This is a genomic window from Actinomyces acetigenes, from assembly GCF_031296635.1.
GTDB lineage: Bacteria > Actinomycetota > Actinomycetes > Actinomycetales > Actinomycetaceae > Actinomyces > Actinomyces acetigenes.
This window is the reverse complement of sequence record NZ_JASPFC010000003.1, coordinates 75,075-88,600: the sequence shown is the minus strand read 5'-3', so window position 1 is coordinate 88,600 and position 13,526 is coordinate 75,075. Positions and strand designations below refer to the sequence as shown.

The window sequence follows — 13,526 nt, the reverse complement described above, 5'->3', positions numbered from 1 at the left end:
TCGAAGGGCGCCGGAGACACCTCGGTGTCGGTGCCGGCGGTCTCCTCGGCCTCGGAAGGTGAGGGCGAGGTGGGCTGAGAAGATGCGGAATCCATGATGGTGTGTGAATCGTGGTGATGTCAGTGGACGGAGAACTGCTCGAGGTTCTCGGTGTGCGGGTGGCCGTCATCGGTCGAGCTGAGCCAGAAGACGGGCTTGGACTCTGTCGAGCCCTTCCCGTCGGGGACCTCCTGCTTGACGAGCATTCCGGGGCCCGTTGGTACGCCGCGTTCGAAGGTGTTCTTTCCCGTGATGTCGATTGTCTTCTTAATGCTGGGATTGACGAGTTGCTGCTCAAGTGTCTCCCAGGAGGAACCGATGGCCTTCCTCTCCTCCTCTGACGCTGCCTTTGAGCGTAGGTGAAGGGCGCTGGCTGCCTTGGGATCGGCGAACCTATGGATCCACCCGCCGGGGTGAACGGCAGTCACTCCGGAGACGCTTTTGGTTGTCGTCCCATTGGTGCTGACGAGGGAGACAGTCGTAAGTGAGCATCCGTAGACGCACTCGTCCGGGAGGCGATTGGGGGCGAGCATGAAGTTCTCCCGGGTGGCGCCCACCAGCCACTTGTCGGTCGGGAAGGAGGAGGGCTGAGTGCTTGTGTCTGTCAGGGAGAAGGCGGTGACGGTTCCCTTCCCGGAGCCGGCCGGGAAGTAGTTCTGGGCGGTCTCGACGGCGAGGGTGCTGTTGGTGAGGGCCTGCCCCAGGATGATTCCGGAGACCTCGGCGGTTCGGACGGCCTTGCCGGTCTTCGCGTCGAGGACGACGATATGCGTGTGTTGGTCTGCTGCCGTCTCTCCCGACTGCTGCTCGGCGGGAAGGAGGATCAGTGACAGGTATCGTCCATCAGGACTGACGACGGTGCTTCCCGTCGACGACCGGCCCATGTCTTCCTTCATCGCACTTTGGGCGTTGTCTGCGTATTCAGTTCTCTCTTCGTTGGCGGCTACGGGCTTGATCGAGACCGCCCACTGGACCTTATCGGTGGAAGGGGCTCGGCTCACCACGGTGGTCGTCAGATCGCCAGCGACGGTGCCTTTCTTTCTGTTCTGGTCTGAGGTGCTCATGGTGACGGTGCCTTCGGCGGTTGGCAAGGGATCGCTGTCCATGAGGCTTCTAGAATTGTTTGGAGCGGCAGCATTCGCTTCCTGAGCATTGAGAGGCGAGATGACTGGACCGTCGTCACTATCCCCAACGCTGCATGAGGTGATGGTGAGCGCGAGCGTTGCGGCTGTGGCGAGTGCCGACAGTCGCCGGAGCGCGGAGGACGGGCGGGTAAAAGGGTGCGTGGCTCTCATTCCTCGGCTCCTGCGACTCCGAAGATTCGATAGATGTCCCGGCATCTCTGGCCGTCAGTCTGTGGCCCATTACTGCAGTGCGCGTAACCTATGTCAGTTGTGTTGAGGGTGACGACGGTGGTGCCAGGTGTCCGCACGGCCCTTGCTCGTCTTTCGGAAGCAGTGTTTGGGGAGAATAATGGTTGGAGTGGTATGCCGTTGTCGTCTGCTAGCTCTTGGGGTGATCGAAATGTGGAACCGGGTGTGACGGGTATGGTGGTGCCGGGCGAGCCGTTACCGGGTCGAATAACGAGCGCTGCGGAGGTTGAGCCGTCGTCTGCTGGTATCTCAACGATTCCGGTACGCGCACTGGCGAGGCTCCGATCCTGTGACGCGGGGGTGACTGTGTTGGTGGAAGGGTCGAAGACTGTCGCGGCTCGCGCATTCGCTTGGGGGTACTTGGAAACTGCATCCGCAGCGATAACGGGATAGGTGACGATGCTGTCCGAGAGGCGTGATGCCACAGTATTGATTCCCGAGGTCGTTCCTAAGGGAAAGCTTGTGGCGTCGGAGCCGTCGACCTTGGCCAGTGCGTCCAGGCTGATCGCTTCAGCCATAGGGTTGCCCGAGGAATCAAGTTCACCGGTATATCGGGCGACCCATCCGTTGATAAATGAAGTGAAAGTGTTGGAAAACTCTTCATCAAAAGTAAACTCTGACAGGATCTGCTGAACCTCGACCTCGGCGGTGGGATTGTTCTGCGGGCAGACCGTGATGGTCATTGCAGCCTTCTTCGTGCCGGAGGGAGTAACCTCGACGGCATCGTCCTCAAAGTATCCCAGGATGAATGAGGCGTGTCCGGCTGGACCGGAGTAGGACACGCTGGAGCTCTCCGGGAGAGTCCACATCTGAGACCCGTCGGTCAGGGAGAAGGCAGTGTCGTCGTCGAGGACTGCGGAGTCGGTCAGCTGAAGATAGCCGCCGGTACCTTGACGCTCGAAGACGAGCCTGCCGGTCAGGGCATCGAAGACCAAGGTGATGGCGTGAGGAGAGGCGACGAATGTGGGTAGCTGGATTCGGGTGGTCACGTACTTACCATTAGGGCTGGTGATGAGTCTAGGGCTGTCGGAGTAGCTGTTGGGGGCGAATGTGGCCTGCTTACGGCTGTAGCTCCACAGGACACTGCCGTCCTTGGGGTTCAGTGCCATGATGCCGTCGTCGGTGAGGAGGATGGGGCCGCCGGCGCCTGCGACGGTGGTCACCTCAGTGGAGGAGATCTCCTTGCTCCAGGAGGCCTTCGGCGCCAGCGACGTGGGCGGCGCCAGCGAGGCGTCGGCAGGGGTGGTGGCCGTGACGTGGTGGACCGGGTTGATGAATACCGACGTTCCTGCGATGGCGGAACCTAGCGTCAGCGCTGGGGCAATGACCATAGCCGTGAGGTAGACACGCGTGCGTCGAGATACCCGAATACGCTCGTACCGGGGGAATCCATTGTCGGTCTTCTCACCGGTCTTGCGCCTGAGGCGGCGCCAGCGGCTCGGGTCATCGGGATCGCTGTTACCGACCGCAGTGGTGCGCGTACGCAGGTAGTGCAGCAGTGGGACAACGTTGAGGAAGAGCGTGGCTGAGAGCGCCACTCCAGCCAGCGCCAGGAGGAACAGGACGGAGAACCCGGTCTCCTGGTAGGTACTCCACCACGCCATTATCAGAGATGCTGACACCGTCGCGCCCAAGGCCGCCATGACCGTGATCATGACCGTCGTCAGGATGGGGCCCTTCTTCCCCCTTAAGGTGAGGCACGGCCAGACCAGCACCCCTCCGACGATCATGCAACTTGTCAGTACTGAGACTTTGCTCGGGATGAGATCGCTGGCCGTCTTGAGCTCTCGGCGCAGCACCAGTGCGGTTGCTGCGAGCACGACGGTGCCGATGAGTCCGCCCCAGCGCAGGGCGCGCAGCGTCAGGGTGCCGCGTGGTGGGAAGGGCTCGCTCTCGCCCGTGCCCTCGAGCTCGCCCTCACTGTCGGTAGTTGCAGCCTCGCTGGGCTCAGTGGCGTCGCGGCCGGTGCTGCCCTCGGTTTCCCCCGTGTCCGGCGCCGTCGAGGCATCGTCGCCGGAGTCGGCAGTGCCTGGCTGGGTGCCGGGATCGATGTCGGGCTGATCGGTGCTGTTCTCGTCGGCGTCGGACGTGGGAGGCATGAGCCTATTGTGGTGACCCATCCGTGACGATGTCAGGTGTTTGCGCGGTATTTGCCCGGTTGAACGGACAAGGGAAGGAGCGCTCCGGACGGCTGATCTACTGGTGCGGTTCCGGTTGCTCCCGGTGCCTCCGGTTGGGGCGTCCTGGCCCACGCCTCAGTTGTCCTTGAACTGCTCGAGGTTCTCGGTGTGGGGATGCCCGTCGTCGGCGGCGCTGAGCCAGAATGCGGGCTTGGACTCCGCTGATCCGTTCTCGGTGGTGACGTTCTGGTAGACGACCAGTCCGGGGCCATTCGGCACGCTGCGTTCGTCCACGGTCATGTCGGTGGTGTCCGTGGTCTGGCCGGTGTCGATGTGGACGAGCTGTTTCGGGAGTTTCCGGAGCTTCTGGCGTGCGTCCTCAGTTGCGTCATTGTTGTCCGGAGAGGCATGCATTGTGTAGAGGAGGCTGGCGGCCGCTTTCGGGTCCCGGTACTGACTCACCCATCCTCCGGGATGAACGGCGGTGACTCCAGGCAGGGTGCCGATAGTGTGACCATCGGTACCGCTCCGCGTCACGGTGTACGGGGCGCAATCCGACGTGCACTCGTAGGTCGGCACGTCCGGTGCTAGGAGGAGGTCCTGCCCCGATGCGCCGATGAGCCACTGGTCGGTGGAGAACGAGGATGGTTGCGCGCCGGAATTCTTGATCGAGAACACGCGGATGGTTCCCTTGCCGGAACCGGACGGGAAGTAGTCCTGGGCGGTCTCGACGGCGAGGCTGATGTTGGAGAGGGCCTGCCCCAGGACGATCCCGGAGACCTCGGCGGTTCGGACAGCCTTGCCGGTCTGCGTGTCGAGGACGACGACGTGCGTGTGTCGGTCGGTCGCCGGCACTCCTCTTTGTGTCTCATCGGGTGTCAGGACCAGAGACAGGTAACGGCCGTCGGGGCTGACGATTATGTCGCCATCATGTGACTGGCTCGCTGTGCGGTCATGTTCGTATTCCGAATCCGAGATACTGTTCGGCATCTGGCGGTCGGCGGCTGATGGCGTAATGGACACCGCCCACTGGAACTGATCGGTTGAGGGATCTCTGCTGACGATCCTGGTGACGTCCGCATCCGGTTTCTTGGTGGTTGTGCCAGTGCTGTAGTTGGTGCTGATGAAGAGTTTCCCTGTTTTGGTCGTCAGCTTCCTCAGCGAAGCATCATGCAGTTCCTGCGCCGAAACACCCTGCTTGAGGTCCTCCACGGACTGGGAGGAGAGAGACGTGAGCGCCGGCTCTTGACCGTATGCGCTGATGTTGCATGAGGCTATCGAGAGGGTCAAGGAGACGGATGCGGCCACCGCCAGCATGCGGAGATACGGAGTGTGGTCACGATGCCCTGGAGTGAGTGAGGTTCTCATTTGTGCTCCCCCGTGATTCCGTATATCCGATATGTGTGCGGGCATCGTTCGCTCTGGTCGTACTTCCCGCGGGTGCAGTCTCTTTCGGTGTCGCCGGTGGCATTGAAGATGGCGATGACGGCTCCGGGAGTTCTCATCGCTTGTGCTCGTTCGGCGGTGCCGCCTGGAGTGCTGCTTGCCAGGAGGGTCGGAGGAAGGTCGGTGGAGCCGGGAGTGATGGGGATCGTGGTTCCGGTGGAGCCGTCTCCGGGACGAACAGTGATGGCGGCCGACAGTGAGCCATCGTCTGCTGGTATATCGACGAACTCGGCCGGCGAGCCGGTGAAGCCCGGGTACTGGGCGATAGAGGAGACAGTGAGGGTGGGTGGATCGAACACCTTCTCCGTGCGTGGCTCCGACGGGAAATCTCGCGGACCGTTGTCCAACCTGATAGGGGAGTAGGTGACGATGCTTCCGGAGCTCAAGGATGCAGCGGTGTTGATCCCTGAGGTGGCCCCCAGGGGGAAGGTCCTCGTGTCGGTGCCGTCGACCTTGGCCAGTGCGTCCAGGCTGATCGCCTCGGCCACAGGGTTACCCGACGAATCGAACTCGCCGGTGTAGCGTGCAGCCCATCCCTGAATGAAGCTGCCGGGGCTAGGTGGGTAATCATAGTAATCGGGAGGATTGGCAAGCACATCGTTAACCTCCACGGCGGCAGAGAGATCCTCCTGTGGAGTGACGCGGAGGGTGATCGTTGACTTGTAGGACTGGAGGGAATTTTCATGACGTTGATCCTCGCTGTACTGGTCCAGAATGAACGATGCGTGCCCAGCAGTTCCGGAGTAATCGACACGGTCACCATCGGATAGAGTCCAGAGCTTCTTCCCGTCGGTCAGGGAGAAGGCAGTGTCGCCGTCGAGGATCGCGGAGTCGGTCAGCTGAAGCGGGCCGCCGGTGCTCAGATTCTTGAAGACGATCCTGCCGGTCAGAGCATCGAAAACCAAGGTGTCTCCAACGGAATCCACGAACTCGGGTGACAGGATTCTCAGCGCCACGTACTTGCCGTCAGGGCTGGTGATGAGCTGATGGTTGTTGGGGGAGGAACTGGAGGTGGCGAATGTGGCCCGCTTACGGCTGTAGCTCCACACGACGCTGCCGTCCTTGGGGTTGAGCGCCATGATGCTGTCGTCGGTGAGGAGGATGGGGCCTCCGGCGCCTGCGACGGTGGTGAGTTTGGAGGAGGAGGAGATCTCCTTGCTCCAGGAGGCCTTCGGCGCCAGCGACGTGGGAGGCGTCAGCGAGGAGTTGGCGGGGGCGGTGGCCGTGACGTGGTGGACCGGGTTGATGAGCGCCCATGTTCCAGCAATGGCGGAACCGAGCGTCAGTGCTGGGGCAATGGCCATAGCCGTGAGGTAGGCACGCGTACGTCGGGGTACCCGAATGCGCTCGTAGCGGGGGAGTCCCTTATCGGTCTTCTCTCCGGTCTTGCGCCGGAGGTGCCCCCAGCGGCTCGGGTCCTCGTCATCGCCGACGCCGACCACGGCGCTACGCAAGTAGTGCAGCAGTGTGCCGGCGCTCAGGAAGAGCGCGGCCGAGAGCGCCACTCCAGCCAGGGCCAGGAGGAACAGGACGGAGAACCCGGTCTCCTGGTAGGTGTCCCACCACGCCAGAGTCAGGGATGCTGAGGTCGTCATGCCCAGGGCCGCCATGATCGTGGTCATGATCGTCACCAGGACGGGGCGCTTCTTGCCCCTGAAGTTGAGGGACGGCCAGACCAGTAGCCCTCCGACGATCATGTAACGTGGCAGTGCTGAGACCTCACTGGGGACGAGGACGCCGGCGCCAATGAGCCCCCGGCATAGTGTCAGTGCAGTCGCTGTGAGCACGAGGGCGCCGATGAGTCCGCCCCAGCGCAGGGCGCGCAGGGTGAGGGCGCCGCGCGGTGGGAAGGGCTCACCCTCACGCTCACCTTCGGTCTCGTCCTCGCTGTCGCCGGTGTCGGTTGCCTCCTGGTCGGCCTCAGCGGCGTCACAGTTGGCGCCGCCTTCGGCCTCACCCGTGTCCGGCTCTGTCGAGGCATCCTCGCCGGAGGCGGTATCGCCTCGCTGGGTGCCGGGCTGATCGGTGCTGTCGTCGGTGTCGGCGTCGGACGTGGGAGGCATGAGCCTATTGTGGTGACCCATCCGTGACGATGTCAGGCGTTTGTAAGGCCATCACTCGGTTGAATGGGCAAGGGAAAGCGCCCCAAGAAGCGGTCTAGCGTTGCTTCGGTCGCTCCCAGTGCTTCAGGTCGGGTGCGGTGACGCCTTCAATGGTGCCGAGCTTTCGTCCCCGGGTATCGACGCGGGTGAGCGTCACCGGCATCTCGCTGCGCCATCCGGTGGCCGGCGACTGTGGGGACAGGAGCAGGGCGCCGTCGTCGATCCCGGTGAGCCACTGGTCGGTGGCGAAGGATGCTGGAGCGGCGGAGGTGTCGGTCAGGGAGTAGACGGTGACCGTCCCCTTCCCGTCCCCGGCCGGGTAGTAGGTCCGGGCGGTCTCCACGGCCAGGGCGTCGTTGGTCAGCACCTGCCCCAGGACGAGCCCCGAGACCTCCACGGTGCGCACCGTCTCCCCGGTGGCGGCATCGAGGACGAGGACGTGGGTGCGCTGAGCGGCGACGTCGAGCGGGTTGTGGTCGTCGTCTGAGTCGTGAAGCACGGGCCTCATCTGCGGCGGACGCAGGACGAGGGAGACGTAGCGGCCATCGGGGCTGACGACGGCGTAGCCGGCTGGCCGCCACGCGAGGAGGTCGTGGGCAACGTCCTGGGCAGAGCTGCCGTCGTCGTCGAGCCAGTTGACGACGGCCGGCTTGATCTCACGCGCCCACAGCACCGAGCCGTCTGCGCCGCGGTACCTGGCGACGATGGAGCTGTTCGCCCCCGACCGGTCCCGCCGGTCGCGTTGCGCCTTCTCCTTCTCCGTCAGTTCCTGAGCTGAGACGTGGAGGAAGTCCTCGCCGACGGGTATGGAGTCGCTGTCAGTGCTGGTGGGAGTCTTCGAGATGCGCTCCTTGACCTGTGAGGCGCTCAGGGCGGTGGACTCCACCTGCTGCAGCTGCGCGGGGTTCGGGCTGCAGGCGCTCATGGCCCCCGCGAACAGGACTGCCGCAGCCAGGGCCGAGCCGATGAGGCGCCGGCGACGGAGGTGAGGGCGTGTGCTGGTCATGACGAGGCTCCTGAGATGCCGAAGATGCGGAAGGAGTGGGAGCCCTTGTCCGGGCCGGTGGCCATGATGACGAGGGTCGTTCCCGGCGTGCTCAGGGTGGTGAGCAGTGGATTCGACGACGGCGACGGATCCTCGATGGTCCACACGTGCCGAGTTCCGGGCGCGTAGTAGGTGGAGCCCGCGGGTACGTCCACCGTCGTCGGGGTGCGCTCCCCGCTGCTGACGCTCAGGACGCCGCCACCACCGGACTCGGCGCGGGTGAGGCCGGCGTAGGACAGGATCCCGGCCTCCTGCGCCGAGTGGGAGACGGTTCGGGTCTGCGGGTCGAAGATCGCTGCGACGGCTCTACCGCCCTCGAAGTTCTTGGTAGATGACGGCATGTAGCCGACTCCGTGACCTACGGTCCGTTGAGGCAGCGTCGTCAGCGTTCCGGTGGCGCGGGATGCTGCGCTGTTGGTTCCGGAGGTCAGGCCCAGGTCGTAGGCGGTGGTGTCGGCACCGGCGACGCCGGCCATGGCGTCCAGGTTGACGGCCTGCGCCGCCCAGCCCGTGGGGGAGGTCTGGAAGTCGATCGGCGTGGGAGTCTGCGTGAAGGCGGCCACCCACCCGCCGCTGATGACCGGCTCCCCCTGACCGTTGGTGACCAGTGGGGCGCTCTCACGGCGCGTGACGGGGGAGGTGTCCGCCATGAGTGTGTAGGTCACATGCGGCCCGTGCCAGTCTGGTTCTCCCTCGGGACTGCGCGGCACACCCCCGAGGAGGAAGGTGGAGTGACCGGCCGTTCCCGAGTAGGGCCAGGTATCAGGTGAGACGGAGACCTCCTCCTTGTCGATGGACCACAGTCGGGAGCCGTCGGTGAGCGAGTAGCCGGTGGCGCCGTTGAGCAGGACGGAGTCGGTGAGCTGGAGGACGTCTCCCTGCATGAAGCCCTCATAGGTGACGCGCCCGGTCACCGAATCGAGGACCACCACCAGGGATTCGACGCTCATACCCTCTGGCTCCTCGCCGTCGGTGGCATCGAGGGTCACCGCGAGGTGGCGGCGGTCCGGGCTCGGGTAGCAGCGGATGAAACGCGCGTGCTTGCGCGGATAGGTCCACCGCGTCGAGCCGTCGGCGGGATTGAGGCCGACGACGCCGTCGCTGCTCAGAACGACCGGCCCGGCAGCACCGGCCACCACCTCCGCCATGTTGTGGATGTCCTGCGACCAGGCCGCCGTCGAGGCGAAGGACCGGGGCAGCGCCGGAAGCGCAGAGGTGTCGATACTCGCAGCGGTCGACGGCGTGACCCGGCTCGCGACCAGGTGCGGGACCGTGGCCGCTGTCCCGAGGGCGAGCGGTGGAATAACGATGAGAACGACCGCGCCGAGGACGGAGCGCCACGAGGGCCGGGGCAGCCGAATCCTCCGCAGGCCTCCCAGCCGTGCCCGCAGGTGCTGCTTCTGCGGCGGCGGGAAATAGGTGGCCCGGATGGCGCGAACCAGGAGATCGGTCGCCGCCAGCAGGCCCAGGCCCAGCGCCCCCACCGCCAGCGTGAGCAGCTGGTTGATACTGACCGAGGTACTGCGCAGCTGGGCGTGCCACAGGCGAAGAAGGACGATGGCGAAGCCGCCCGAGAACACCAGGAAGCACAGCGGTTGAAAGAGGACCGTCTTCCTGATGAGCGCTCGCGGTGAGGTGGGATAGCTCTTCAAGGCAAAACGCGCGTTCTCTCTCCACTTGAAGTAGCCGGCGATCCATATGAGCGCGGCCAGGCCGCCAACGAAGCCCCCGACCGCCTTCATCGCGTGACCGGGATCCTCCAGCCCGCTCTGGTAGACGAGGAACAGTACGGCCATCGACCCGACTGCCAGGAGCCAGCCGAGGCGCAGGGCCCGCAGAGCCCGCAGGATCGTGAGGATGCGTCGCGGAGGATCGGGCACCGAGCCGTCTGAGGCGCCAACGGAGTCAGCGGTCTCCCGGGACTCGGCGGACTCTGCGGTCTCCGCGGAGCCGGCGGGTGCAGGGGACTCGGTGTCCTGGGGCTGGTCACTGTGCTCATCGGTCATCGTGCTGTCTCCCGTGCCGCTACTTGCTGGTGAACTGCTCGAGGTTCTCGGTGTGGGGGTGTCCGTCGTCGTCCGCGCTGAGCCAGAAGACCGGGGTGTAGGTCGTCTCACCGCTCGCGTCAGTGCTCGTCCGGCCGACCACCAGCCCGGGTCCGGTGGGGACTCCCCGATCGCCGACGATCATTCCGGTGACATCCACGCTGCTTCCCGTGGAGACGTTGACGACCTGCCGCGTCAGGCCCTGCAGAGCGGCTTTGAGAGAGGCTGGTTCCTCCTTCTCGCCCGCCGCTGCGAGGTTGGCCGAAGCATTGACGGCCGCCGGGTCACTGACCTGCGTGACCCAGCCGCCAAAGTGCACGGCCTCAACACCCTTGATGGTTGCGCGGACCTTCCCGGAGGTATCCACCTGGGTGAAGGTCGATGCGCCGGAGTTGCTTTCCGGCCCGTACGGGGAAGGCGGCTGCAGAGACAGCAGGAGCGAGTCGGTCCCGGCCCCCGCCAGCCACTGATCGGTGGCGAATGACGAGGGTGGGGAGGACGGGTCATCCAGTTCGAAGACATGGACCTGGCCTTCCCCCGTGCCGCCGGGGAAGTAGTCGTTGGCGGTCTCCACGGCCAGAGAGCCGTTCGTCAGACCCTGCCCCAAAATCACTCCGTTGAGCTCCTCCGTGCGCACCACGGCGCCGCTGGTGGCGTCCAGGACGACGACGTAGGACTCCTGTTCGGCGAGCCTCTCCTCGAGCCGCCCGTGATGCGGGGTGAGGATGAGGGAGACGCGGCGCCCGTCGGGGCTGACGACGATCTCTCCGCTGGTGCGGGACTTCAGTAGGTCTGAGACGTTCTGCTGCGGGGCGTCTGCATTCTCCAGCGCGTTGCGCGATGCGCCCGGGGGCGTGATCGTCACCGCCCACTTCAGGGCGCCGTCTGATCGGTTCCGGCTGACGAGGGTGGTTCCCACGGGCTTGCGATGGTTCTTCCCCCAGTTGATGAGCACCGTGATGGTGCTGTTCTCAGTGGGAAGCATTGGGAACTCCATGTCCGGGCCCGTGTTGGCGTCGGCCTCGAGGCTCGTGACCTGCTCGGCGGTGAGTGCAGTGGCCTTGACGGTGACCTCCTGTGTGGTCTGGATCGGGGCTGAGGTCAGCTGACCGGCGCAGGCGCTCAACGGGAGGGCCAGCAGTGCTGCTGCAAGGAGCAGCTCGGAGGATCGATGTCGACGGTGCGCAGGTGCCGTGGACGTGCGGTGGGGGTGCCGGGCGGCTTGCTGGCTCATGACGAGGCTCCTACCAGTCCGTAGAGACGAATGCGTGTACCGGTGGTCTGACTCTCGTAGGTGGGGCGCAGAACCACGATGGTGACGCCCGGCGCGCTGAGTGCGCTGATGCCGTCGTTACCTCCTAGCATATTGACGGGGAAGTCGTGAACGCCGCCGTTGCGGCCGCGTGCTCCTGGAACGAAGGGGACTGTGCCGTTCTCCAGGGGGATGGAGGTGGCTTTCGACTTGTCTCCCGACTGAAGGCTGATGCGTCCTTGTCCGTCGTCGGCGCGGGTGATCCCGACCGCGGTGACGAGCCCCGGATCCTGGGGGGCCGCCAGCACGGCGCGTGTCCTGGGGTTGAAGGTGGTGGCGACCGTGGACTGGTCCTTCCAGCCATCGGGGCCGGGGGTTGCGTTCGGCTCGACCGGGGTGGGCGCGGTGGCCGGTAGGACGGCCAGCCTCCCGGAGAGAAAGGACGCCATTGGGGCGATGCCGAGGGTCTGGCCCAGGTCGTAGGCATGGGTGTCTGCGCCGGGCACCTTCGCCAGCGCGTCAAGGGAGACGGCCTGGGCGCGGTGAGCCTTCGAGTAGTTCCCATCGACATCGACGAACTCATCCTGGGTGGCCTCGGGGTAGGTGACTGTCCAGCCCTCGACGATGAGCGGCTCCCGATTGGCGTAGGCGGCCGGAACGTCCCTGACGACACCGCGGGGGTTGGTATCCGGGACGAGTGTGAAAAGGCCGATCCCGTTGGGGCTACCGGGGATCTTCTCCGCGAGAATGAGGCTGGCGTGCCCCGCTGTGCCTGTGTACGGGGAGCCCTCCTCGGAGAGATCGAGGTCGACGTCGTTCAGCCGCCACAGGATGGAGTCGTCAGCCAGCGAGTAGACAGTGCTGCCGGCCAGGAGCACGGAGTCGGTGAGCTGGACGGCCTTGCCATCGTGGAGGTGCTCGTTGGTGACCCGTCCGGTCACGGTGTCCAGGACGATGGTGAGGGCCGATTCCAGACCGTAATCGCCGTCGGAGCTCTTGCCCTGGAACTCCAGCTCCCCGAGCGTCAGGGCGACGTGGCGCCTGTCCGGGCTGGTGATGAGGTAGGGACGCTCACCAAGGACGCTGTTGACATGTCCCCCGTACTGGGCGAACTTCTTGCCTTGGCGGTGGTAGTCCCAGCGGATCTTCCCGGTGGAGGGATCCAGGCTGATGAGGCTGTCATCGGTGAGGACGAGGGGTCCGGCGGCCCCTGCGTTCACGTCCAGCGCGGAGGGGATGTCGTGGGTCCAGGTCACCTGAGACGGGAAGGAGGCCGGGTAGGTGGGCAAGGTGGCGGGGGCGGCCACAGGGATCGGGCGGGGCCGGTCCCAGTTGTGGGCGAGGTAGGCGCTTGCGCTGAGCACAAGGGTTGGGGCCAGGAGGATCACCACCAGAACGATGCGTGAGCTCCAGGAGCCGGTGCTCCGGAGGTGGGTGGGTAGGAAGAGACGAGCGGACCTGGTACGCAGCCGTGAACGGAGCGAGGAGGCCTGTGCGACCTCGGGGAAGAAGGAACGAGTGACGCGCTGGAGAAGATCGAAGGTGAAGAAGGAGCCCAGCCCCAGGGCCGTCATCGCGAAGGCGAGTAGCTCGCCGGCGCTGGCGTCCAGCGGCATGAAGATGTCGTGCCACAGGCCGAGCGCGCCTCCGGCGCTGAGCAGGCCGCAGGTGGCCACCCCGGCAACGGGCAGGAGCCGCTTGATGATGCGCCGGCAGGCCTTCACCCGATGCTGCCAGTCGACCCAGTACTCGGCACGCTCCTGCCAGGCGAGAATGCCGATCCCCCACAGGACGAGCGCCGTGACCAGCGGCGCGAGGCCGAAGTAGAGGAGCACCCACCGCATCGTCAGATCAGTGCGCCATGCCAGGTAGAGGCCGGCCGCTACGAGGACGGTGAGCAGGGCGCCGGCCCTCAGCGCCCAGAAGAGGCCCTCGATCCGCCGCGACCAGACCCGTCGGCGCTCCTGAGGCGTGCGGGGGCGCCGACGGCGGGCAAGAACTGACGGCGAGGAGTAGGGATCCTCTGAGATGAGGGGAGCGGGAGCCGCGAGAGGCTCCGTGTCCTCTCCGGGGCGCTGATCGGTCATCGTGCTGTCTCCCGTGC

8 protein-coding genes are annotated in these 13,526 nt (G+C 65.3%); all 8 read right to left on the bottom strand.

Features of this window, described 5'->3' with window-relative positions; genetic code table 11:
* Positions 1-119: 119 nt before the first annotated feature.
* The gene (locus RIV14_RS02010) at positions 120-1,334 is read right to left on the bottom strand and encodes a hypothetical protein (protein ID WP_075373298.1); all 1,215 of its coding nucleotides are present in this window, start codon (positions 1,332-1,334) and stop codon (positions 120-122) included.
* Positions 1,331-3,511 carry a PQQ-binding-like beta-propeller repeat protein gene (locus RIV14_RS02005; protein ID WP_256699354.1) on the bottom strand — a complete coding sequence of 727 codons (2,181 nt, stop codon included), beginning with the start codon at positions 3,509-3,511 and terminating at the stop codon, positions 1,331-1,333. The genes RIV14_RS02010 and RIV14_RS02005 overlap by 4 nt, the downstream gene beginning before the upstream one ends.
* Before the next feature lie 156 nt (positions 3,512-3,667).
* A complete protein-coding gene (locus RIV14_RS02000; protein WP_256699353.1) occupies positions 3,668-4,900 on the bottom strand; it encodes a hypothetical protein in 1,233 nt (410 codons plus the stop codon).
* Complete coding sequence (locus tag RIV14_RS01995; RefSeq protein ID WP_075373295.1) at positions 4,897-7,041, bottom strand: PQQ-binding-like beta-propeller repeat protein; 2,145 nt, start codon at positions 7,039-7,041, stop codon at positions 4,897-4,899. Before RIV14_RS01995 ends, RIV14_RS02000 begins: the two co-directional genes overlap by 4 nt.
* A gap of 94 nt (positions 7,042-7,135) precedes the next feature.
* Complete coding sequence (locus RIV14_RS01990) at positions 7,136-8,086, bottom strand: YncE family protein (protein ID WP_075373294.1); 951 nt, start codon at positions 8,084-8,086, stop codon at positions 7,136-7,138.
* Positions 8,083-10,131: a hypothetical protein gene (locus RIV14_RS01985; protein ID WP_075373293.1), complete on the bottom strand. Its 2,049-nt coding sequence runs from the start codon at positions 10,129-10,131 to the stop codon at positions 8,083-8,085. The genes RIV14_RS01990 and RIV14_RS01985 overlap by 4 nt, the downstream gene beginning before the upstream one ends.
* A gap of 19 nt (positions 10,132-10,150) precedes the next feature.
* Positions 10,151-11,404 (bottom strand): hypothetical protein, encoded by a 1,254-nt coding sequence (locus RIV14_RS01980; protein ID WP_256699352.1) that lies wholly within the window; start codon positions 11,402-11,404, stop codon positions 10,151-10,153.
* Positions 11,401-13,509 carry a hypothetical protein gene (locus RIV14_RS01975; protein ID WP_075373291.1) on the bottom strand — a complete coding sequence of 703 codons (2,109 nt, stop codon included), beginning with the start codon at positions 13,507-13,509 and terminating at the stop codon, positions 11,401-11,403. Before RIV14_RS01975 ends, RIV14_RS01980 begins: the two co-directional genes overlap by 4 nt.
* Between the last annotated feature and the right edge of the window lie 17 nt (positions 13,510-13,526).

Coding starts and splice junctions, on each gene's coding strand:
- RIV14_RS02010 (WP_075373298.1), bottom strand. CDS start 1,334: ATGAGAGCCACGCACCCTTTTACCCGCCCGTCCTCCGCGCTCCGGCGA.
- RIV14_RS02005 (WP_256699354.1), bottom strand. CDS start 3,511: ATGCCTCCCACGTCCGACGCCGACGAGAACAGCACCGATCAGCCCGAC.
- RIV14_RS02000 (WP_256699353.1), bottom strand. CDS start 4,900: ATGAGAACCTCACTCACTCCAGGGCATCGTGACCACACTCCGTATCTC.
- RIV14_RS01995 (WP_075373295.1), bottom strand. CDS start 7,041: ATGCCTCCCACGTCCGACGCCGACACCGACGACAGCACCGATCAGCCC.
- RIV14_RS01990 (WP_075373294.1), bottom strand. CDS start 8,086: ATGACCAGCACACGCCCTCACCTCCGTCGCCGGCGCCTCATCGGCTCG.
- RIV14_RS01985 (WP_075373293.1), bottom strand. CDS start 10,131: ATGACCGATGAGCACAGTGACCAGCCCCAGGACACCGAGTCCCCTGCA.
- RIV14_RS01980 (WP_256699352.1), bottom strand. CDS start 11,404: ATGAGCCAGCAAGCCGCCCGGCACCCCCACCGCACGTCCACGGCACCT.
- RIV14_RS01975 (WP_075373291.1), bottom strand. CDS start 13,509: ATGACCGATCAGCGCCCCGGAGAGGACACGGAGCCTCTCGCGGCTCCC.